General features: G+C 42.8%; 14 protein-coding genes. 1 reads left to right on the plus strand and 13 read right to left on the minus strand.

All coding sequences use genetic code 11. The annotated features are described in order from the left end of the window. Positions 1–134 precede the first annotated feature (134 nt). On the plus strand, positions 135–3,020 hold the full coding sequence (locus K333_RS0104715; protein WP_051230879.1) for a M16 family metallopeptidase: 2,886 nt from the start codon (positions 135–137) through the stop codon (positions 3,018–3,020). 42 nt (positions 3,021–3,062) lie between these two features. On the opposite strand, the gene K333_RS0104720 is transcribed toward K333_RS0104715, so the two are convergent. The 13 genes from K333_RS0104720 to ileS form a co-directional block, all read right to left on the minus strand. Then, a complete protein-coding gene (locus K333_RS0104720) occupies positions 3,063–4,127 on the minus strand; it encodes a family 43 glycosylhydrolase (protein ID WP_024989569.1) in 1,065 nt (354 codons plus the stop codon). Positions 4,128–4,147: 20 nt separating this feature from the next. Continuing rightward, positions 4,148–5,869, minus strand: coding sequence for a glycoside hydrolase family 43 protein (locus tag K333_RS11940; RefSeq protein WP_081657203.1), 1,722 nt, complete (start codon positions 5,867–5,869; stop codon positions 4,148–4,150). Positions 5,870–5,948: 79 nt separating this feature from the next. Then, positions 5,949–7,754: a hypothetical protein gene (locus K333_RS0104730; RefSeq protein WP_024989567.1), complete on the minus strand. Its 1,806-nt coding sequence runs from the start codon at positions 7,752–7,754 to the stop codon at positions 5,949–5,951. A 27-nt stretch (positions 7,755–7,781) separates the two neighbouring features. After that, the gene (locus K333_RS0104735) at positions 7,782–9,527 is read right to left on the minus strand and encodes a RagB/SusD family nutrient uptake outer membrane protein (RefSeq protein ID WP_024989566.1); all 1,746 of its coding nucleotides are present in this window, start codon (positions 9,525–9,527) and stop codon (positions 7,782–7,784) included. A gap of 38 nt (positions 9,528–9,565) precedes the next feature. Next, positions 9,566–12,766, minus strand: coding sequence for a SusC/RagA family TonB-linked outer membrane protein (locus tag K333_RS0104740; protein ID WP_027452400.1), 3,201 nt, complete (start codon positions 12,764–12,766; stop codon positions 9,566–9,568). 854 nt (positions 12,767–13,620) lie between these two features. After that, positions 13,621–16,572 carry a two-component regulator propeller domain-containing protein gene (locus K333_RS0104745; protein WP_027452401.1) on the minus strand — a complete coding sequence of 984 codons (2,952 nt, stop codon included), beginning with the start codon at positions 16,570–16,572 and terminating at the stop codon, positions 13,621–13,623. 217 nt (positions 16,573–16,789) lie between these two features. Beyond that, on the minus strand, positions 16,790–18,433 hold the full coding sequence (locus K333_RS0104750; RefSeq protein ID WP_024989565.1) for a dipeptidase: 1,644 nt from the start codon (positions 18,431–18,433) through the stop codon (positions 16,790–16,792). Further along, positions 18,433–19,284, minus strand: a complete 852-nt coding sequence (gene nadC / locus K333_RS0104755) for a carboxylating nicotinate-nucleotide diphosphorylase (protein ID WP_024989564.1) — start codon at positions 19,282–19,284, stop codon at positions 18,433–18,435. The genes K333_RS0104750 and nadC overlap by 1 nt, the downstream gene beginning before the upstream one ends. Next, positions 19,278–19,493 carry a hypothetical protein gene (locus K333_RS0104760; RefSeq protein WP_024989563.1) on the minus strand — a complete coding sequence of 72 codons (216 nt, stop codon included), beginning with the start codon at positions 19,491–19,493 and terminating at the stop codon, positions 19,278–19,280. The genes nadC and K333_RS0104760 overlap by 7 nt, the downstream gene beginning before the upstream one ends. A 1-nt stretch (position 19,494) precedes the next feature. Next, positions 19,495–20,433: a DUF4296 domain-containing protein gene (locus tag K333_RS11945; protein ID WP_024989562.1), complete on the minus strand. Its 939-nt coding sequence runs from the start codon at positions 20,431–20,433 to the stop codon at positions 19,495–19,497. A 1-nt stretch (position 20,434) separates the two neighbouring features. After that, positions 20,435–21,061 carry a lipoprotein signal peptidase gene (locus K333_RS0104770; RefSeq protein WP_024989561.1) on the minus strand — a complete coding sequence of 209 codons (627 nt, stop codon included), beginning with the start codon at positions 21,059–21,061 and terminating at the stop codon, positions 20,435–20,437. Between the two features lie 31 nt (positions 21,062–21,092). Next, positions 21,093–21,479 carry a TraR/DksA family transcriptional regulator gene (locus K333_RS0104775; RefSeq protein ID WP_024989560.1) on the minus strand — a complete coding sequence of 129 codons (387 nt, stop codon included), beginning with the start codon at positions 21,477–21,479 and terminating at the stop codon, positions 21,093–21,095. A 49-nt stretch (positions 21,480–21,528) separates the two neighbouring features. Beyond that, positions 21,529–25,164 carry an isoleucine--tRNA ligase gene (ileS, locus tag K333_RS0104780; protein WP_024989559.1) on the minus strand — a complete coding sequence of 1,212 codons (3,636 nt, stop codon included), beginning with the start codon at positions 25,162–25,164 and terminating at the stop codon, positions 21,529–21,531. Positions 25,165–25,236: the final 72 nt, after the last annotated feature.

Here is a 25,236-nt window from a genome sequence, read left to right on the forward strand (position 1 = left end):
TTTAATTCCAAATAAACGAATATCATATTGAATTTTTGTATAATTCGTTTAATTTCTGATAATTATTAGACTTATTTTCGCTTTTCCTGTTTTTTCTCTATACCTTTGTGGGCACAAATTAACCCGTATTTATAATGAAGAGATTTACAACCACTATCGTGTCGTTGATGCTGATGATAGCTGCTCAGGCGCAGATTCCTCAGGCATTAAAAATTAAAGTATCTAAACTAAAGAATGGTATGGAGGTATGGATAAATGAGGATCATTCTCAGCCTCGCGTACTAGGTGTTGTCATCGTAAAAGCCGGCGCCAAGGATTGCCCCAACACGGGTATTGCTCATTATTTTGAGCATCTCCTGTTCAAGGGTACCGACAGCATCGGAACTGTAAATTATGCGGCCGAGAAAGTTTATCTGGACTCTATCCAAAATAAGTATGAAGAACTTGGACGCACCAAGGATAACACGCTACGTACTGCCATTCAACGAGATATCAACCGATTAAGTATCAAGGCTGGAGACTATGCCATCCCTAATGAATTCAGCAATCTTATCACGCGATATGGCGGTTCAGGACTAAATGCCTTCACTTCGTGGGACATGACGGTATATGGAAATTTTTTCTCTCCACAATATATTTCTCAATGGCTAGAACTCAACAGTCATCGGCTTTTGCATCCTGTATTCCGACTTTTCCAGGGGGAACTGGAAACTGTATATGAAGAGAAGAATATGTATGCCGACAATATCGTAGAAGCCGCACAAGAAAAAGCCCTCGGAAAAATCTTTGAAGGTTCACCTTATCAATATCCAATCATCGGAAGTACCGAAAATCTGAAGAACCCAAGTATTACGCAGATGTTGGATTTCTATCATAAGTATTATATTGCCAACAATATGGTATTGCTGCTTTCGGGCGATATAAACGCCGACTCCATCATGACCGATGTCGAAAAGTATTTCGAACGCATCCCGAACGGATCTGAACCAATAAGAGACTATACCACCCCTCATGCGTTTACAGGCGAGACGACGGATATCAAGATTCCAATACCATTAGTAAAAGCAGAACTCATGGCCTATCATTCTCCTTTGGACGGAACTCGTGATGCACGTGCTCTTGACGTTGCCATACAACTGCTCAAAAATAGCAACCAGACTGGATTACTCGATTCTTTAGCCAACACGAATAAGGTGTTGTTAGCCAGCGCTCTTCGTGAAAGTTTGAAAGATGCTGCAGCCATGGGATTTGCCGTCATACCGAAATTACCATTCGGTTCGCTCAAAAAGGCTGAAGCTATGTGTCTGAAACAGATTGAGAAACTAAAGAAAGGCAACTTTAGCGATGAGACTTTCCTTTCTGTCAAACAGGCGATGATACGCGATTATCAAATGAAATTGGAGAACCCTATTGATCGAGCTATGCAAATCATCAAGGTTTGCATAGGTGGTCGTGAGTCATGGGATGACTATCTGAATGGCATTTCCGAAATCGAGCATATCACTCGTGAGGATATCATGCGCGTTTCTTCAAAATATTTCAACACTAACAATAGCCTTCAATTGGTCAAGAAATACGGCAAAGAAAAGAAGGACAGGATTTCTCAACCAGGATACAAACCTGTGACACCAAAACATTCTGGTGAAGAATCGGAATATGCAAAAAAACTGGCTAAGATGCCTTATCAAGTGGTAGCCCCTAAACTACTCGATTTCGAAAAAGATGCCCACAAAATACAACTGTCGCCACTCGCTAAGTTATATACGGTAGAGAACCCAATGAACGATTTGTTCAAACTACAAATCATCTATCATCGCGGAACACTCAACGACAGTAGACTAGATAAGCTGGCCCAATATCTTGACGGACTTGGTACCGACTCTCTAAGCAAACAGTCTTTTGCCAAGGCTCTGCAACGTATCGGCGCTAAGATGAGCTACTCTGCCAACAAGCGAGACTTTGTGATAACTATCGATGGCATGGATGCTCATTTGGAACAATCTCTACAGTTGATGCAACATTTTCTGGAACATGTCAAGTCAAACAAGAAGATGTACCATGACTTGATCACCTCGACCAAACTTAGCGAGAAAAGTTTCTTCAAGGATGATGCCAGTATTGCAAAGGCTGTATTTGAAAAGGTAGAACTGGGTGACGCTTCGAGCTATCTCAAGCAGACGAATGCGAAACAACTCAAAGATATCACAGGAGAAGAGCTCATAAACATCTTCAAAGAATTACAACAGTATCAGATGAGTATCACATATAGCGGAAGACTGAGTGACGACAGCGTTGAAAAAGCTGTGATGACCTATCTACCTTACCGCAAAGCCACCAAACCTTTCGAATATGTCACCACCCGATATCAGCAGGTATCCGAGCCTACGGTCTACCTCTACGATGATCCTGATGCCCGTCAAAGCATCATCGGTACATATCAACAACTGCCACCACTCACCAATGGCATCGAGCGAGGAAAGTTCGCTCTTTGGGGACGCTATTTCGGTGGTAATATGCAGTCGGTATTGTTTCAGGAAATTCGTGAGTTCCGCTCATTTGCTTATTATGCCAACGGATACAACCTCCCTACAGACCGTCTGCATCAGTTGAACGACAACTGTGCTTACATCACCAAGTTAGGAACGCAGAACGATAAAACCATGAAGGCTCTTGAGACCCTCGACAGTTTGATTTATCATATGCCGATAAGGACAAATGCTGTAAAGGCCAACAAACAAGAGATTCTCAACGACATCAACAATCTGTATCCTCATTTCCGCTCCAAGGCCAGAAGTATTGCTTACTACGAAACACTTGGCTATCATGAGGACCCGGAAAAGTTGGCTGTCTCTGTGATAGCTCCACTACAAATCTCTGATGTGGAAAGTTTCTATCATAAGTATATTCAACATCAACCGAAATCCATCATCATCGTGGGCAACAAGCGAAAACTCGATATGAAGAAGCTCGCGAGTTATGGAAAAATCGTTGAACTAAAGAAGGCTGATATCTACAGATAGTATACGGAGGGTGATGCGCATCACCTTCCGTATGCGCATCACCTACTTCTTCTCGCACGAAGAAAGTGTAGGCCAATCTTGGGCATCCCACTTGATTTCCTTCTTGACAAGAACGGAAGCGCCATCCAAAGCTACACTATAACCATGGCAGATAAATATATCTTTATGGTCTATAGTATATGCGGCACAATGACCTGTAGCCTCAAATTCTTTCTTATCACCCTCGATGAAAGGTACACCGCCACCATCGAGCATGTCGACACCTCGATTATCAAGATATGGTCCTTCAACATTTTTACTGCGCCCTACAACTACACGATAGGTACTCTTCATGCCTTGGCAACAGTAATCCCAACTCACAAAGAGATAGTAATAGCCATGATGCTTGAAGATGAAAGGGGCCTCGATGGCATTCTGTCCGGCATTAAGATTATAACTGCCAGGTGTCAACTTTTTAGGGTCGCCTTCCGATTCTGGTACCTCCCGCGTGTTGAAAGCAAAACGTCGTGCTATGGTACGAGGTTTCTCGCCCTTTGCCACATGCAAGGTGTTACCGAGTTTCACCAATTGTATGCCATCCCAGAACGAACCGAATACCAACCATGGATGATCCTGATCATCTATTACGATGTTGGGGTCGATGGCGTTCCAATTATCACGACCACCCCGCGAAGAGATGATACACCCCTCGTCTTTCCATCCGTCTTTATCAGCAAGACGGTCATTAGACAACAGACCAATTACGGAAGTATTCTTACCAAAGGTAGAGCAGCTGTATGCCATGTACCATTTGCCATGATATCTGATGATATCAGGAGCCCACACATGCTTTTCAAAACCTGGAACGCTATCATGCGTCCACTTGGGAATTGTCTTGAACACACTACCTTCAGTTCTGAAGGTTACGCCATCGGCAGAAGATAATTCATCGATGCCCATCCCCGTGGCAAAAATATAAGTTTTCCCTTTTTCTACAGCCATCACCGGATCGTGAACAAAGGGAGTAAGAAATGTTTTCCCGTCACTTCCTTGCCGACTATGCTCTTGCGCAGAAACATCAATTCCTATCATGAGCAAAGCCCATGCAAATATAAAATAGCGTTTCATGATATACCTTTACTTATTATTTATTTTCTAATGAACTTTTTACCATTCTGAATAACAACACCCTTGTAGTTACCGTCAACACGCAATCCTCCGACATTGAACGTTTTATTTTGATCGTTGAACATCGCGCGTTGAACTTTGTCTATTCCCGTAGTACTTTTTTCAAGTTTGTAGAGCCAAACCGTCTCACCACCAGACTGATAACTCTCCTTAACGGCAGAGAAACAGATTGCCGGTGCATCTACAAGATGATCAACATTCTGTCGAAGGACGATGCCATAATAATCTTCGAGATCTATTTCTAGGTGAACAAATGACTTACCCTGATCAGTATATTCCCAGATACCATCCGCTATCCCCTCGCCTTTCACCTTACCATCAGCAGTAAGTGTAACGCTACGAGCTTCTGCAACTTGCTTATTTTTATGGTCAAGTTTATAGGGATGTATCATCATCTGATAAGTACCGGCAATCTGCTCGGCTGTGAAAAGTTGCTTACTTTCGATATCAGACTGCGTAGTCTGCTTACCCGTATAGCGGAAAGGTGAAGCCACAAGGAAACCATTCTTGTTGACAAAAAGTTGACGGACACGCACATTATGCGTTTCACCCTTGTGCTGATAACGCGTGTGATAAATCACAAAAGCATCACCCTTTTCATCGACCAATACCGAGTTGTGCCCCTGTGCCAGTTCACCTTCTTCTACAGCCCCCCATGCACCCATGGCGCCCAAAAGACGCTGACCACGGTTTGTCTTGGCATTCGGCCCATAGTTTAGACGATAACTGTCATAAAGAGCATAATCATATGGTCCGTCAATATGTTCTGAACGGAAGACGCGCATCTCATATCCCCCCGTTGACTCCAGACCACCATACGACAAGAACAGATAATAGTATTTGCCTATCTTTTTGATATAAGCGCCTTCACCAGATACATAATAACCACCAGCGAGCTTTTTTCCAAAATAAGGGTCAGAAGTACAGTTTGCGTTGGCTACACCCGGAGAAGTCGGTTGACCACTAACCTCATAAGGATAACTTACGTTGTAGTCACGCAAACCCGTAGCAGGATCAAGTTGAATTTGGAAGATACCACCCGACCAAGAACCATAAGTCATATATAACTTACCATTGTCGAATGTCACGCAAGGGTCGATACAGTTAGGCCAATAGCTTCCCCAATTATCTATATCATATCGTTCTGGAAGAGATGTCACCCCGATGGTCTTGCCAAGATCGGTATGCTTCCAATCGTCGACCATACTATAGCCTACGTGATTTACTCGACCACGAAATCCTGAAAAAATTACCGGTCCTTGATAAACATAAGGTCCATCTATTTTATCGGCAGCAAGACAAACGATGGCAGAACACCATTTATCACCGTTCAATGACATATACATCAGCCACTTGTTCATCACCGGATTCCATATCACATCAGGCGCCCACTCGTTACCCTCTATCGTATAACCAGCATTCTGCCAGCCAAAATCACCATAACTATTGACATTATCCGCACATGGCGTCCAGTTGACGAGATCTGTTGTTTTTGAAACGGCACGATGAGAACCAAAGATATAATATGTTCCCGCATTGTCATAAACAACAGAAGGGTCATGAACGGTAACCTCACGATAAGATGTACGCGTAAAAGAAGAAAAATCTACTCCACCCTGAGCCATAGAAGCAGAAGAGAATGAAAAAAGGGTAAATGCCGTATATAAAAACTTACGCATCATAAAAAGAGATTTACTTGATTTGATAATAGGGACAGACCCTAAAGTCTGCCCCCGCTATATAAAGAATTTGTTGTGTAACTTAACGTCGACGAGCACGCAATCTCTTAGCAGCAGAAGTATGATCGAAGACCAAATGGCTACTGTCTACGGTGAAAGCGAACTGCAGATCGGAAGGGTCAACGGTACTCAACCCGAGATAATACTGCGTATACGTGTTATGGTCAGTACCCGTCATCACAGCCTGTACATCAGCCGTACCATTGTTGCAGTTGGTTACATAGACCGTAACTTTAGAACCATACATTGCAGCAAGCCAAGCAGTCCAATTCTGTGCCCCACTAAGTAGAGCCGTAGAATAGCCATCACCCCAGCCATAGTTGTCAGCTCGTACCACTGCATATTGAGCAAGTGCCGCATTACGCAAGATAACTACAAAGTTGTTCCAGTTGCTGCCACCACAATAATTGGTGAACGATGCAGCGTAAGTCTCGCCCACCGGCACCTTGATGTCATTGGTAAAGGCAGTCCACCAAGCTGTAGAGTTATCGTCAGCACCAAGTTTTGTTGGTGACGGTGTGACAGCAGTAAGATGAGAAGCTTCTACCTTGACTTTAACCTTTGCCGTCTTACCATTCTTTGTAGTGATTGTCACAACATGACTACCCACCTCAGCAGGTACCTTAGAGAACTTCAGTTTATCATTACTTACCACACCGGTAGCACCCGAAGCATAAGTCGCTGTCACCTGCATACCCGTCGGGTCGAAAGTCATGGTACGATCAGCCATGCCACTCGTTGCTGCAGAATTGTAGAAATAATAAGTCTTGTTCGTAGGTTGTGCCGTCACCGTGATAGAGGCAATACTCTGAACCACACGGAACTTACCATTAGCAACGATAGGCTTTTCAGCGACAGCTCCCTTGAAAGTCTTGTTGTAGATGACGATAAGCGTCTTCTCGCCCTCCTTATCCATATCAGGAATAGCCGAGAACATCAATTCCGAAGCCGGTATTGTCTTCGTAACGCCCTCCTCATAGGTCACTGTGGCCGATACGTTTTCCATCGCTTCATCAAGAGATTTTCCCAAGTCTACCTCGTCAGGAACATTGTTAAGAACCATAGAAACAGGCGCCTTGTCGAGAGCAGAGGTAAGACCGCCCTCAGGCACGATATTCGTGGCAAGGAAGTCGATATACGACCCCTCAGGCACCAAGAAGCATCGAATGTTGGTATCAGAAGCATCAGCATTAAGATTCGGAAGCGCGTAAGGTTGCGTAAATGTCTTGGTAACAGCACCATTGGTCATCTTGACAATAAACTTACCTGTTTGTGAACGATCTACCGTAAGCGTCACCTTGCCACCGAGTTTCTGAACATTAGCATCCTTGTTATCAACAGGGTCGAACAACATATTACTATTGCTATACTTGAAATAGAGATAGTCGCCCCATTGTGAGTTATACTTCGCCGTATCGTTAGTAGCATCGAATCGTATGGCACCATACTCTTTATAGTTGCCACCACCACGCACATCATCATTTGTGATGATAAGGGCGAAGTTCTTATAGTAAGTATTGTCAGACGGGTTAATATTCAGATTAAACTGTGCATTCCACTTCTGTCCATCAGGAATTACGTAATATTTCGACCATGCCGTCCAGAATCCAGAAGTAAAGTCAGTATTACCGATGGTGTACACATCTTCCTGCATACCCTCCAAAACTTCCTCCTGAGTATTCTTTGTATTGTTGATAGAATCTATCTTTTCCTGTATCCAATCGGGACTGTCCATCTTATAGACATCGCCACCTTCACATCCCGTAAAGAGAAGGGCCGAAGAAATAGCCATACAGAAAGCCATTACCGATTTATATAAATGTCTCATATGTAATAAATTATAAGATTATGATGATTATTTATTCAAATCAACGACAGGATGAACCGTCCACCCCTTCTCGTCGAAATAAGGTTTGTTGCTAGAGCTATTATTGGCAGAGTTACCACGAAGATTAGGGTTTTTGTTGGTAAGCGTCTGAACGATAGGCAAAAACTCATGACCGTCGACATAGGTATCGAAGGAACTCTTGAGTTCTGCGTCGACACCGATCTGCGACACATCGACAGGGTCTTTAACGTTCTGGAGCGAACGGCGGAAAGCCTCATGCTGACGAAGTTGCTGCTGACGGTCTGGGGTAAGGAAGAAGCCCCAACGGATGAGGTCGAGACCACGTCCGAACTCACAACCGAACTCTTTTGGACGTTCCACGTTAGCAATCTGCTCAAAGAGTTTATCTTTCGTGTTGAAGTCTGCGAGTTTCAAGTCAGCAAGCTTTGCACGTCGACGTACTTGGTTGATCCAGTCGATGGCCTGCTGAGTAGGACCACTAATTTCATTCTCGCACTCTGCCGCACGGAGCAGAACATCAGAATAACGCATCATGCGCAGGTTGATACCATCATGAAGACCTGTTGCCACACTCGAATAAAGACCTGTTCGCATATTCGTGTTCTTGCAAATTGGCAGTCCACCATAATTATTATTTGTTACAACAGGTTTATCAGCCGTCATCGGCACTGTATAACCTACATTACCAAACTCAAAGCCTTCCCAGTCTGGTTCATAAGTACCAATGGTCCAATAAAGACGCGGATCAAGTTTACCCGTGGTCGTACGCTCAGCCTTGAAAAGATTGTAGAGCCATGGAGAAGCCGACAAGTCAGCCCAACCGCCATAAGTACCAGGACAGAAGTTACTCTCGATGGCAGAGCCTTGAGTGGCATTCTTCGATGTGTTCACAGGCGTCCACTCATCATCAGTACCCTGTGACCCGTAGTCGAGGAACTGAATCTCGAACAAACTCTCTGCATTATTCTCATACTCAGCACCTTCTCGGAAGTTATCACCATAGTTGGCCATCAATTTATAAGTGCCATACTTACCGCTCATAATATCCTTGAGCTGGACAAGTGCTTCACTATATTTATGACGTTGCATCAAAGCACGAGCATAATAGCCCGCAGCAGCACCAGAGGTAGCACGTCCCTTTGCCCATTCTCCACCAACTTCTTTAGAAGGAAGTAAAGTGATAGCCTCAGCAAAATCCTTTTCTACCTGATCGAGCACTTCGTCGTAGCTATTGGTAGAAGCATACAGACCATCGAGAGAAGAATATGTGCTATAATCAGTAATCAAAGGCACATTCTGGAAATAGCCTGCCAAATTATAATATGCAAGACCACGGAGAAAGAGAAACTGTCCCTTGATACGCTTCATCGCCTCAGAAAGTTGAGTATCATCAGCTCCTACCTTCGATAATCCGAAGTTACATACATTAATAGTATAATACCACTCACGCCAAATCCACCAACAGATATCACCTGTAACAGGACAGTTATAATCATCAAACTCCTTGTACCACACCTGAGAGGAGTTCCAAACTTCATCACCACGAGTCAAGTCGATGGTGTAGCCCACACGAGCATAAGAGCCTTCCATACGAATATGGTTGTAGGCTGCAATAACGTTTTCCTCCAGTTCGGCCGTACCGAAATTTGCTGTTGTCTGTTCATTAGGATTCTGTACATCCAGCTTGTCATTGCACGATGTCATCGCGCCAAGACCAAGCAACAAGACTAAGGAAATATTATGTAATTTCATATTGATATTATTCTTATTAATTTTTGATTTACATTATTCTAGAAGGTGAAGTGAACACCAGCCATAAACGTACGTGGGGTTGGGAATGAGCAGAAGTTATAACCAGGAGTGAATGTACCACCAGCATAATCTACGTTATATCCCTTATAACCCGTGAAGGTGAAGAGGTTCTGAGCTGAAACATATACGCGAACTGCAGAAACCATACCTCCAAACCATTTATCAGGCATGTTATACCCTAATTCTACATTGGCAATTTTCCAATAGGCAGCATTCTGAATCTTTCGTGAACTGAACAAATCGTTCCAAGCCAAGGTCGCATTGTTTGAAGCATAAGTACGAGGAACACTTGAAAGATAAGTACCTTCCGTAGAGAAGCGATTAGCATCAAGCATCGCAACATCCTTATTGCCGTAACCATAGCATGAGTTCAGACTGTTGTAGATATCGTCGGAAACATGATAGTTCAAAGCACCGAAGCTCTGAATACTCAAATCGAAGTTCTTGTATTCCAAATGGGCGCTGATACCGAAGTTTATCTTTGGTAGACCACTGCCCAATACGGTCTGGTCGTAAGCATCAATAACACCATCTGGTTCTCCATTCGGACCACTAATATCCTTATAGAGACAATCACCTACATTTGCGCCCTGCTGGGTGGCATGACCATCAAGGTCGGCTTGCGTACGAGCGATACCTTCATATACCCAACCATAAAACTTACCAATTTCCTGGCCCAACTGGGTAATGTAAGCACCCGAGATATACGAGTCGGTGCCAAAGCCTAATGAACGGACACGGTTACGGAGAGTACTGAAGTTAGCACTGATATCATACTTCAAAGCATGATCGTGGTTACGATATGTTGCAGCAAACTCAAAACCGCTGTTATCCATTGTAGCAGCATTCATCGTGACAGAGGTATTAGAAACACCTGCATTTTCTGGAACTGGTACACTATACAACAGATCCTTTGAACGGTTCTTATACCACTCTGCGGTGAACTCAAGGCGATTATTGAACAATGCCAAATCGATACCGATATTGGTGGTAATCTTTTTCTCCCAAGAGATGTTCTCGTTGATGAAGGTTGAGATGGCAGAACCCGTCACTGGAGTGTTGCCAAAGCTATAAGTCATATTGTTGCGCGCCATCGTGGCCATATACTGGTATTCACCAATGTTCTCGTTACCAAGTTCACCATAACTTGCACGCAGTTTGAATAAGTTCACGATGTCATGACTTATAGGGAAGAACTTTTCCTTATCAAAACGCCATCCCACAGAAACAGAAGGGAACGTTCCCCAACGAATATTTTTGGTAAGGCGCGAACTACCATCGCGACGGATGATAGCCGAAAGAAGATATTTCTCATCATAGTTATAGTTCAATCGACCAATAAATGAAGCGAGGGTATGCTTGTACTCATACGAGTTTGCATCTCTTGTAGCACCATTCTGTATCTGTAGGAAATAAGGTTCAGCGAATTCCACGCCCCAAGCAGAAAGTGTGTTGGTATGCTCCTCCTCATAAGTCTGACCTACAACAAGGTTGATATTATTCTTACCGATATGACCATCATAGGTAAGGGTGTTCTCGATGAGTGCATCAGTATAGTCGCGCGATGCCTTGGTAAGTCGCTCGTTAGCCTTGGCCAGATACACACGGTTACTCTGTATCCATGCTGGAATCCATGTCTTGTCGGTGGCATGGGTCATACTATAAGAAAGGTTGATATTATAGTGCAGGCTGTGATTCTTACTATTCAATCCCACCATCTTGAAGAGGTCAACATCAGCAGAACCAGTACCAACAAAACGATTTACTAATGTATTACGTGTAAGCTTGTTATTTACCAATAATGGGTTAGATGCAGAGATATCTCCATGGATGTTATCATAATAAACGCCATATCCATAAGCATCATAACGATAAGCATTAGCAGAACCGACTTTATCATCGAGAACCCATGTAGAGCTATCATAAGCTTTAATAGTAGGCTGCATAAGTAATGTTCCGCGAAGTACATTGGTTACATCTCCATAAAGACCCTGGACATATTCTGAGGCATTTGACAAAGCCATATTATCCTGATCAGAATGAGAAAAGACTGCACTAGTACGGAATTTAACGAATTTGGTATCCATGGTATTGTTTACACGAACAGTGTAACGGGTGTAGTTCGGACCGGCACCTTCGAGGGTACCCTTCTGCTGGAAATAGTCAAGACCTATATTATAGGTATTGTTGGCGCCACCACCGCTAAGGTTTACGTTGTGATTCTGACGAATACCTGTCTTGAACACTTCGTTGAACCAATCTGTGTTGGTATTATCCATAAACTTATACTTACCATCTTCACCAAGACTATAACCGCCAGGGACAGGTGTACCGGAATTTACGCAAGCCTGACCTAAATACTGACTGTACTGATCAGCATTCATCACGTCATAGACATTCTTCGAGATATTATCAACACCAAAATATCCGGAATAGTCTACCTTCAGGGGTTGTTCTTTCTTTCCGCCTTTGGTGGTGATGATGACCACGCCGTTAGCTGCACGAGAACCATAGATAGCACCGGCAGCAGCATCCTTTAAAACTTGAATTGAAGCGATATCGTTTGGAGAGAAATCACGAATAGTTGTTCCCATAGGAACACCATCAATAACATAGAGTGGCGCTGTACTGCCGAAAGAACCGATACCACGAATACGGACAGAAGGATCTGCACCAGGCTGACCGTCGGAAGTAATCTGCACACCAGCGATTTTACCTTCGAGCATTGTCGAGATGTTAGAATTAGACACCTTTTTCATCTCGTCAGCGTTGACGATAGCCACAGAACCGGTGAGGTCTACTTTCTTCTGTGTTCCGTAACCAACTACGACAACTTGGTCGAGAACTCTATCATCCGATTCCAACTGAATCTTTTCGATGATAGCCCGGCCACGGACGGCAACCTCATGATCCTTGTAGCCGATATAACTTACAATAAGTGTTGCGTTAGCGGGTACAGACAGTTGAAAATGTCCGTCAAGGTCGGTAACAGCTCCACCTTGACCACCCTTTACTCTGACCGTCGCACTTACAAGAGGTTCCCCCTTTTCGTCAACGACCTTGCCGCTAACCTTGATCATTTGCGACTGCGTTACTGAGGCCATTGTAGAAACCGGTATAGTAACCGAAGCGCCCATAGCCCCTAGGCATAGCATTGCTGAGAATAGTTGTTTTCTCATTGTGTTTTTAATTTAGGTTATTAATGAATGTTTTTTCACATATAAGTTCAATTCCAAATAAGAGTATTCTCACAATAGTTATCAGGATTTTCTCGTGCACAAAAGTATAAAATACTGCTATTTTAGGGGTGGACAAATGTGTTTTTGTGGTGGACAAATGCCATTTCTTCTGTTTTTCTACTGTTTGTGGGGTTGAATCCACGACCTACTTCATTATTGGTACTAACTTCAAACAACAAGTACGAAACCCGAATGACTTTCAGAGGAATCTAGAAGAAATATTTTGTAATATTTAAACTTTGATTCGGGTTCTGTTAACAGAAATCGTGTACAGTTTTGTGCTCATTCTAGAACAAACAGGAACCTATCAGATCCCTAAAATATTCCCCACCCCCTTCTCAAGAGGTTGATCTTTCGAACGAAGTTAACTGCATCGGCTTATGCAGTTAACTTCGTAAGCTCACGCGAATAGGTTTGTAGCCTTACGTAGTTAACTTAATAGGCCAATATTTCCTGTACATTTTGATGGGAGAATACATATCAAAATATAACTTATTGATAATCAAGCATTTGTATTTTGATTATAATTCTAATATTCATAACCAACCCGCCATTTATTTCGAATTCGCGAATTATGAGCAACATTCTTCGATTGAAAATTAAGGAATTTAAGGCTCGTTAAACTTCGCAGGATTCAACTGGCAAACTTGAATTTACAATATATGAAATCACGTGTTAGCATCCCCATTCCATTTATCCTTTACGTAACTGAGAGGCACATCCTGCCCCCGGCGGTTGTTACTAATAGTGGTAGTAGATGTGCCTAAGAAGTCTGATTTCTTACCATATATACTTTATTTCATAAAGAAAGATGGACTCGCACCAAATTTCTTTGTGAAACAACGAGTAAAGTATTTAGGATCATTGAAGCCTACCTTAAAAGCTATCTGTGCCACATTGCGGTTAGCATCATTCTTAAGTAACATATCCTTGGCAATCTCGAGACGATAACTGCGCATAAACTGGGAGGTGGACTCTCCTGTCTCTGCAGAGACTATCTTACTAAGCACAGATCGACTGACCCCAAGGGTCTCTGCTAAACTATTTACATCAAATTCCGGATTAGAATAATTTTTCTCCATAATCTCTGTAAGACGATCCATAAATGGCCGTTTGGTAGTTTTCACCTCTATGCGATCAGCTTCTACACTCTTCTTTAAACTGGTCATGATGCGGTGTTGAGTGAGGAGGATATTCTCAATACGTGTCTGTAACTGCTGAGGTTCCTCACTATTCTTCAGAGCCTCTTCGATGGGTTTCAGCAGTCGCTCTGCTTCATGACGACGTAATTTGGCAACGCGTTTATCATATAGATATTTCACGAAGAATACGAGGATAATGAGCAGCATTGTGATAAACCACCAACTTTTCCAGAAATATGGTGAAACGGAAACGTTTAGGAAGATCATGGCATCATGGTTGTCATTAAGAGTGGATACATATTTCACTTGGAACTGGTAGTTTCCGGATGGTAGATTAGTGTATCTGACGCTATTCTGTCCTGCCGGAAGTTGAGTCCATTCATCATCAAAGCCTTTCAGGCGATAGCTGTACACACCTTGTGTTTCCGAGCCATAGTTTAGGGCAGAGAAGCTGATCTCGAAGGATTTGTCACTTTCGTGCAAATGAATACGATCAGTAATAGAGATATCTTGGTCCATATAACGTCCGTCAGCATATACAGTTTGGTTGGATACAGAAAGACTGGTAAAACGAAGATGACCTTGATAGAGAGATTTGCTATTGTCGCCCTTCAATATCGTAAAGCCATCTGTGCCACCCAAAAGGACACTTCCGTCCGGTCCTTTGACGGCTGAATTCCAATAGAATTGATTAGAAATCAGTCCGTCGTTCTTATAGTAGTTATAGCATAATCCGGTTTCGGGGTCGAAATGCGACAGGCCGTTATCAGTTGTCAGCCAGAGTTTTCCGTTCTTATCTTCAACAATTCCTTTTACGGAATTATTAGGTAATCCATTCTTCACAGTATAGGCTTTGAACTTCTCACGACCTTGTTTGTCTATCTCGCGACGGTAGAGGCCATAACCATTACTACCTAACCAAAGCGTTCCGTCCTTTGACTGACAGAAAGAGCAAATTTTATCGATGATACCACTCTGGGGGTCATCGAGTTTATAGGTAAGTACTCGGTATTTGAAATGACCACCTTTGTCTCTTGATTTTAAGTTTATGCAAACTACTCCTTTAAGAAATCCCATCCATAAAGTACCGTCTTTGTCAATGATACTTCCTATCGGACCACGTATGTTTCTGCAACCTTTGAATGGGTCGATCATTTTCTGAGACTTGTAATCATAGAAATAGACACCATCATTGCTACCTATCCACATTCCGTCGTTATAAGGATCGTATATCAAGGCACCGATGTAGTTAAACAATGCAGAATATTCTTTCGATACATTGAGACGATGAATTGTTGACGGATGATTCATTCGCATGACGTTGATTCCACCTGCCCATGTACCAATCCATAACTGACCTTTATTATCTGCAGCAAGGGTAGATACACTGTTATGCGACAATCCAGAGTTGTTTGTCGTAAAATGAATAAAACTGTTTTTTCCAGAAACTAATTGGTTAAGTCCACCTTCAACGGTACCAATCCATATAGTACCGTCTTTAGCGGCATAGATAGAATTAACACAATTGGCTGAAATACTTTCGGGATTAGTACTATGTACGTAGTTGTGCAAAAGGAGTTGACGAGGGTTGAGTTTCACAATTCCTCCGGATTCCGTTCCTACCCAGATGATTCCATTCTTGAGGAGTAAGCAGTTGACGAAATTACTCGGCAGAGGATTTACCTTACTGTCACTTTTCCAATGGATAAAGCCATCACTTTTTCGATCGTAAAAATCAACACCGTCAAGAGTTCCCAACATCACTTGATGATTCGCATCGAGAGCTATATCGGTGACGGAATTATGTGATAGAGAGTTCGGACGGTTATCTGATCGATATATCTTTACGATTCTACCGGTTTTGCTAAGAACGTACAGACCGTTACTCGTTGCCATCCACAGATGATTATCCACTTTCTTAATGTTTTGAATGAAGAGTCCCGGGAGGTGGGATAGTTCAGGGGTTATCTGTAGACGGGTCAGTTTACCATCATGATCTGTCAACTTGTAGAGTCCACCATCTATAGCAGCCCATACGGAGGAATCACCATCAACATCGGCAAGCATGATATCGGGAGTGTTTGCCTGATAGTTCAGACTCGCTATAGCATCTACATTTCCTTTCCCATCGAAGGTGATATGATAGATTTTATGAAGAGTTACGATCCATATAGCTCCCCTACTATCACAGAACGTCTTGATGGATTGTTCATGTAAAATCTTTACAAGCATATTGCTCTTATCGATTGGAATAAGAGGTTGTAGTGTGGTGAGATCAAGTACTTCTGTATATTCTTCAAAAGATACCCAGAGGCGGTGGAAGTGGTCTTCGGTAATGTTATGACATGTGTTACTACGGAGGGGCATACCTTGGTTGCCGATACCGAAATACATGTAGTTGAAACCATCGTATCGTACAAGTCCACCTCCATGTGTGGCGATCCAGATAAAGCCATAGCTATCGCTATAAATGTCGTCGACGAAGTTGCTTGGCAAACCTGTCGACATATTTAGATACGATACATTATATCTTTCGACAAGTGGGTTTTGTGCTTTTGCTGTAAAAAAGAATAAAGTTAGTAATAGTGCAAAATAGTGTTTCATGAATGTCTTTCTCGATGATATTATTGGTCATCTGCAAAGGTAACACATTTTTCATAAATTCTGAAAAGTTTCCTGTGTTTTTCTCATCTCTACCCCCACTCTGGTCATATTAATGTGGACTCATGGGGATTAAAAACAAAAAAGTCCACACCGTAGTGTGGACTAAAAAGTTTGAAGTTAACTGCATGTTCGCATACAGTCAACTTCTTTAACCTTATTATTTGCTTTCAAACTTATCGCCTGTCTGCTTGATAAGTTCTCGGGCATATGATTCTGGATAACCTGGACGGGTGACGCGGGCACCAAGACCTTCTGGTGTGCGCTCGAAATGACCGTCTTTCTCTGGCTTGACGATCATATCATTGAACTTCACTACCAGATAGGTGCGGAGGTTCTTCCATGTGGTCATCATCTCATTGCAATATTGGTTCTGTACGCCGGTAAGATACTGGATGGCCTTTACCGGACTTTCCTTATATAGGTTCATGGCATGAGCTTCTACGCGCTGCTGGTTGCTCAAGTATGAATTTTCAAGACTGTCGCGTACACTCTTGAGACTTGGGAAGAGGGCGCAATAGCGTGGATATACCATGTTGCTCACCATATTGCAAAGCCAATAGGCGTTGTCGTCGTTATAGGTCACGGCATCGGCTCCCGGTGTATTGTAACAGATTGGACGCTCGGTGGTACCACAGTAGATCGGTGTATAGGCGATCATGTTAGGGTCATCATTGCCGAACCATAATACGCCACCAACCTGACGAGGCATCCAACTACGCATCTGACTGATGTAAGTGAAACCTGTCTGCTGGGTAGATGTTGGGCGCTCATTGAAATATTTCTTACCGTCTACGGTAAACTGTAATGGTGTTGGGCGGTATGGCATCTGCCAGATTCCACCACCAATATCTTTACCATCGGCAACAGATAGGGCTGTACCTTCGTAGTGATCGCGCATGGCCATGGCAAGGTCTCCGAAAGTGAGTTTATGCTCAGGAACGCTCCATAATGGCATATCTTCGGCCTTAGGGTCTTTACCGATTGCCCAAGGCAGATAACGGTCAAATCCTTTTACGAAATGACGGAAGAAAGCCCATGCGCGTGCATCACAGAATCGTCGACCAGAGAAGTCTGGGAAGGCGTAGGCATTCTTGAAGTTGAAGTCTTTATCGGTCCCTTTATACCATCCCTTCATGCGAGCGTATTTCACAACGTTCTTGCTATGGAGTACCTCGGTGTTGTATTTGGCAAACACACCGATACGACTTTGGTTGGCATGAGCACAGATGGCATTGTCAGGGATGCGTACTGCTACCCATACTACCTTGTTGCCTTTGTCACCACCACAACCTTGCATCTCCATGATCCATGCTTCGTTAGGGTCACAGATGGTGAAAGTTTCGCCCTCACTGGCATAGCCGTATTTCTCTACCAATGATGTCATCACGTGGATGGCTTCACGGGCTGTCTTACTTCGCTGAAGAGCTATATAAATAAGTGAGCCATAGTCGATAAGGCCTTTCTTATCAACCATTTCTTCACGTCCGCCGTAAGTGGTTTCTCCGATGGTTACCTGATATTCATTGATGTTACCAACGACATTATAAGTGACAGGAGCTTCCGGAATCTCACCAAGATATTTCTGTGAATCCCAGTCATAGATCTTGCGCATCTCGCCTTTAGCATGTACACCTGCGGCATAATGGGCTAAATTCTGAAACATACCATAGTCATCGGCATTATAGGTGCACATCACAGAACCGTCTGCTGATGCTTTCTTGCCAACAATGAAATTGGTGCAAGCATCGACTGACACGTAGCCAGCCCATGCTATTATCAAGGATAAAAATATCTTTTTCATCATTCGCAAGCCTTAAAAGACATATCAAGTCCCTTTACGGAATGGGTCAGCGCACCAACACTGATAAAGTCGACACCTTGCTCGGCATAAGGACGGATGGTGTCATAGGTGATACCACCACTCGACTCTACTTCCATGCGATGGTTGATGAGTTCTACTGCTTTCTTGGTATCTGCCACGGTGAAGTTGTCGAGCATTACGCGGTCTACTCCACCCTTGTCGAGAACCTGTTGCAACTCATCGAAATCACGAACTTCGATTTCGATCTTCAAATCGAGATTGTTCTTCTTCAGATAGTCATGACATCTGTCGATAGCGTTGGTGATACCACCGGCAAAGTCGATATGATTGTCCTTGAGCAAAATCATATCAAAAAGACCAATACGATGATTCATACCGCCACCAATCTTCACAGCCTGCTTCTCTAACATACGCATACCCGGTGTGGTCTTGCGAGTGTCAAGAATATGACAACCGGTACCAGCCACACGCTCTACATACTTATGGGTCATCGTGGCAATACCACTCATTCGCTGCATGATATTGAGCATCAGGCGCTCGGTCTGCAACAAACTTCTTGTTTTACCGGTAACGATCATGGCGATGTCACCTTTCTTTACCTGAGCACCATCATTGATAAGTACTTCAACCTGCATGGTTGGATCGAAACGGTCGAATACCTTCTTAGCCACCTCTACACCTGCAAGAATTCCATCTTCCTTGATCAGGAGGTGACTCTTGCCCATAGCATCTTCAGGAATACAACACAATGTGGTATGATCGCCATCGCCTATATCTTCAGCAAATGACAACTCAATCAATTTATCTTCTAATTCGTCAACACTTAACATAATACTTTATTGTTTTGATAGGCGCGAAGAATTCCTTCGTCGTCTCGTTTTATTTCTATTTTTCCTCCTAACCATTCTGTGAGAGGTAACTCGCCACGAAACTCATAATAGTTTACTACTCTTCCCTCTTCGATCTCTACTACTGCTTGGATGAACTTCTCTTCGCCGACAATCACTTCATGAGCAGCAACTCTTCGTATTTCTTCCATGTCATCTGTCTATCTTTAGTTCCTTAGGTTCCAAAGTACGATCGACAGGAATTGCACCGCTTACAGGTTGTGGATTTCCAGCCGGAGCATCTTTGTCAGGAGATGATTGCTCACCAGAATCTGGATTCATCTTACCCTCTGAGCTATTATCGATAGTTGGATAAGGCTTCTTGTGAACACGATAAAGTTTGATATTCTGTATGATCATGAGTTTCAACGTAGTGAGACTCTGGTTAGGGTCATTTGGCGTTGCCACCATCATATAACCTTGAATTTTCTTGATACCCAAACTATCATTATCTTCGATGGTGAGCACGTAGTTCTGACTGTTCATCAGGTGAACATTGGTAGAGGCGACACTGTCATTCTTGAAGGTGACAGCCAACACGGCAATACCGTCACGCATACCATCCTGATAGATAAATTGGGTGTCGAACTGCATCATCACGCGGTCGCCCTTGTGGAAGGTAGTATCGGCAACAAAAGAAAAACTCTGATAGTTGAATGGCTGTTGTGGCGATAATACCATGGCATTATTCTCATGCCATATATTGGCAGTATCACCCTGCAGATCGCCAAAGTTAGCCATCTGCGATACTGTAGCACCCTGAGCATTGGCTTCTTCTGTGATACGATCCGAAACGTTGGTATAGATATCATGAAGTATATCTGCATGGCGCATATAATACACCATAGAGCTATCAAAGTCGGCCTGAGTGATACCATATTTCTTGAGCACTTCATCTTTGTATAATTCAAATTTGGCCGGTTTGCCCTCAGCCTCTGTCATTCCTTGGGCAAGGTGATAGTCGTACAGAATATTTTCCATCTGTTTTTGTGACAGATATTCTGACGGTACAGAAGGCTTACACGACTGTAATCCTCCTAAGAATGCAACAACCAAAAATAGAATAATAAAATAAAAAGACGAATATCTCATATTATTTCTTTTCTTCAAACTTCTGACCAAGGGTAGACAGTTCCTTACGGCAGAAGATAATCATGAGCACGACACTCACAGAGATGCAACTGTCGGCAAAATTAAAAACCGGATCAAAGAACGTGAATTCTTTTCCTCCCCATATCGGTAACCAACTTGGAAGTGTGGTGTCTATCAACGGAAAATAAAACATGTCGACAACTTTACCTAAAAGGAAAGGGGCATAACCTTGACCGAAAGGCACAGCATAAGACACGTAATATGGCGACGAAGCACTGAAAACTAAACCATAGAACATAGAGTCAATGATGTTACCTGCCGCTCCGGCCAATACTAATGATAATAAAACAATGTATAGGGTACGAGTACCACGACATATTTCACGCTTGATATACCATCCTATCCAACAGACAGCAACAATACGGAATATGGACAAGACATATTTATTGAAAAATGTCATTCCCCAAGCCATGCCTTTGTTCTCGATAAACTCGATCTTAAACCAGTCTGTAATATCAATTTGCTCGCCAAGGCACATATGCGTCTTTACCCAAATTTTAATTACCTGATCGATAACCAAAACCAAGAAGACTATGGCAATGGCGAGTAAACCTTGATGTTTCTTCATAAATTTATTTTCTTATCCCAAAGCAACCCCATTAGTGATTGCGATTCTTTTCCTTCGAAGCCACACTAAGCGTAGCATGAGGAACTGCACGAAGACGATCTGCCGGTATCAACTCGCCTGTAAGACGGTCAATGCCATAGGTCTTGTTTTGAATGCGAATCAAAGCTGCTTCCAATCCTTTGATGAATTTATGCTGTCGCTGAGCCGTGCGGATCAATTCTTCTTTCTCCATAGCATCAGTGCCCTCCTCCAACATTTTATACGTAGGAGAAGTATCTGCGACATCATTACTATTCTTATTGTTCAATCTGTCCATCGCCTCCTGATATTCATTACGAGCAATAGCCAGTTTCTCATTTATAATTCCGCGGAACTCCTCAAGCTCCTCATCGGAATAACGTGTTTTCTCTGTAGCCATAAGATTATATGTTTTAAAGTGTTTATGTTTTTAAGGTATGAGAAGAAAATTAATTCTTCTCTACCTTTATATTCAGTTTAAATTCATCAAATTCTGTTTCAACACCATCATTCTCACCGATCTTGATATCGTTGGCAAGAACCTGTGTTTTTATCAGATTACCAAAGGATTCTATAGCGGCGTTGGTTTCTTCATGAGGAGCCACTGTAACAATAATACGGTCGGTGATTTCAAGCCCGGTATCCTTACGTAAGTTCTGAATACGATTGATCAACTCACGAGCCATACCCTCACGCTTCAGTTCATCGGTAAGTTCTACCTCAAGGGCAACCGTAAGATTGCCTTCGTTGCTAACGAGCCATCCTGGAATATCTTCAGAGATAATCTCAAGATCTGCAGCATCTACGACAATGTTCTGTCCTTCCAGTTCGAAACTATATGTACCGGTCTTTTCTAGTTGAGCAATCTCATCCTGACTCAAAGTGTTCATCTTTGCAGATACACCCTTCATGAGTTTACCGTACTTCTTACCCATCACACGGAAGTTACATTTCACCTTCTTCACGAGGATGCCCTGACCTTCTACGAAGTTGAGTTCCTTAACATTCACCTCGTTCTTGATCAGATCAGAAACAGCAGCGATATGATTCTTCTGAGTTTCATCAACGGCAGGAATCATGATCTGAGCTAATGGCTGACGTACCTTGATGTTGACCTTACGACGAAGAGCAAGTACCATAGAGGTAATCTTCTGAGCAATAGCCATACGCTGCTCTAGGTCGGTATCAATTAAGTTCTCGTTGACAGTTGGGAACTGCTCAAGATGTACGCTCTTCAACTCACCACCCAAATCATGATACAACTGATCACTGAAGAATGGTGCGAATGGTGCTACCACCTTGGCAACGGTCATCAAACAGGTGTAAAGAGTCTGATAAGCACTCAACTTATCCTCGCTCATCTCCTTGCCCCAGAAACGTTTACGGTTCAAACGAACATACCAGTTAGAGAGGTCATCATTGACAAAAGAGTCAATCAAACGACCGGCACGTGTCGGATCGTAATTCTCGAGTTCGTTCTGGACATTCTTAACCAATGAATTCAAGCAAGAAAGAATCCAACGGTCAATCTCAGGACGCTTCTCGTAATCTACAGCCTTTGCAGAGGTGTCGAAACCATCTACATTTGCATAAAGGGCAAAGAAACTGTATGTATTATATAATGTACCGAAGAACTTTCTGCGACACTCGTCAACACCGTTAGGGTCGAACTTCAAGTTGTCCCAAGGTTCACTATTCGTCATCATATAGAAACGAACAGGATCGGCACCATATTTATCAATCATTTCAAATGGGTCGGTAACATTACCCACGTGCTTACTCATCTTGTTACCCTTAGCATCAAGTACAAGACCAGAAGAAATTACATTCTTAAAGGCAACATGATCGAATACCATTGTAGAAATGGCATGGAGTGTGAAGAACCATCCACGAGTCTGGTCAACACCCTCATTGATGAAGTCAGCAGGATAATAAGCCGGAGGAACAGGAGTACCAGTATATGTACTGTGAATCAACTCATTACGATATTCTTGTTCACTCTTTCCTGTAGCTTTCAAGCCATCAGCATTGATAGTACCCTCAAAAGGATAATGCTGCTGAGCATAAGGCATAGAACCTGAATCGAACCATACATCAATCAAGTCACTTTCACGATGCATTGGTTTACCCTCATCGTTAACCAAGACGATATAGTCAATATATGGACGATGCAAGTCGATCTTGTCATAGTTCTCCTGAGAATAGTCACCAGGAACGAAGCCAGCATCCTTCAGCGGGTTAGACTTCATAACACCTGCAGCAACAGACTTCTCGATTTCTGCATAAAGTTCCTCAACAGAGCCAATACACTTCTCACCGCGATTCTCATCACGCCAGATAGGAAGAGGAGTACCCCAGAAACGAGAACGAGAGAGATTCCAATCATTCAGATTCTCGAGCCAGTTACCAAAACGACCAGAACCTGTAGACTCAGGTTGCCAGTTGATGGTCTTATTCAACTCTACCATACGTTCCTTCTTGGCTGTATCTTTGATAAACCAACTATCCAAAGGATAATAAAGAATAGGTTTATCCGTACGCCAACAATGAGGATAGTTATGTACATGCTTTTCTATCTTGAAAGCAATACCCTCTTGCTTCATCTCCATACAGATGATGATGTTCAGATCTTCAGATTTCTCAGAAGCCTTCTTATCCCATACACCATTTGGATTGAACTGAGGATCATAAGCATTCTTGACATAATCACCTGCATGATGACTATATGCCTCTACATCAACACAACTCTTTACAAAGTTAGCATCGAGTTCATTTACTTCATAATATTTACCCTGGAGGTCAACCATAGGACGAGTCTCGCCCTTCTTGTTAATCAAGTAAAGTGCAGGGATATTAGCATCCTTGGCAACCTTGGCATCATCAGCACCGAATGTAGGAGCGATATGAACGATACCGGTACCATCCTCGGTAGTAACATAGTCACCAAGGATCACACGGAAGGCCTCACTATCCATCTCTACAAAAGAGTCGCGGCCATCCTCTGCCTTGAACACTTTCTCAGGATGTGCTTCAGCATACTTATTGACAAACTCAGGAGCCAGATCACCAGTCTTCTCGCAAGGTTTAACCCATGGCATCAACTGCTGATAATGAAGGCCCTCTAGTTCAGTACCCTTCATACGGTCAACGATGCGCCAAGGACAAAGTTTCTTTTCCTTATCGAATGGCAGCAACTCGCCCTCTTTACATTCTTGCTCAGCGTTGAGATAAGCATTGATACGACTTTCTGCCATGATCAAAGTCATAGGCCCACCATCATAGAGATTATAAGTCTCGATAGCAACATAGTCAATCTTAGGACCGACACAAAGAGCCACATTTGAAGGCAAAGTCCAAGGAGTGGTAGTCCATGCGATGAAATACGGTTTACCATGCTTTGTCCATTCAGCCTTAGCATCCTTGATTAGGAATTGTGCAGTAACCGTAGTATCCTTAACATCACGATAACAGCCAGGCTGGTTCAACTCATGACTTGACAAACCGGTACCTGCTGCAGGTGAATAAGGTTGAATGGTATAACCTTTGTAAAGCAAGTTCTTGTTATAGAGCTGCTTCAAAAGCCACCATAGGGTTTCAATATATTTATTGTCGTAAGTAATATAAGGATGATCAAGGTCTACGAAATAGCCCATCTTCTCAGTAAGAGAACGCCATTCCTTAGTAAACTTCATCACATTCTCACGACATCTATGATTATATTCCTCTACAGAAATGTATTTCTCAGAATTCTTATTATCAATATCTTTCTTTGTAATACCAAGTTCTTTCTCTACGCCAAGTTCGACAGGAAGTCCGTGAGTATCCCAACCGGCTTTACGGTGAACTTGGAAACCCTGCATGGTTTTATAGCGGTTGAATGTATCCTTGATAGAACGAGCCAGCACATGGTGAATACCTGGATGACCATTAGCTGAAGGAGGACCCTCGAAAAAGATAAACTGAGGTTGTCCCTCTCTCTCGTCGATAGATTTATGGAAGATATCGTTTTTCTCCCACTCTGCTAATACAGTATTATTGGTCTTTACAAGATCAAGACCCTTATGTTCGGCAAATTTCTTAGCCATTTTCTAATATTTATTTATTACGTAATACTTATTTATAGAGCGCAAAATTACAAATTTTTATTTTAACAGCCA

Origin of the sequence: Segatella albensis DSM 11370 = JCM 12258 (genome assembly GCF_000426565.1) — a bacterium.
In the GTDB taxonomy this organism is placed as follows: domain Bacteria; phylum Bacteroidota; class Bacteroidia; order Bacteroidales; family Bacteroidaceae; genus Prevotella; species Prevotella albensis.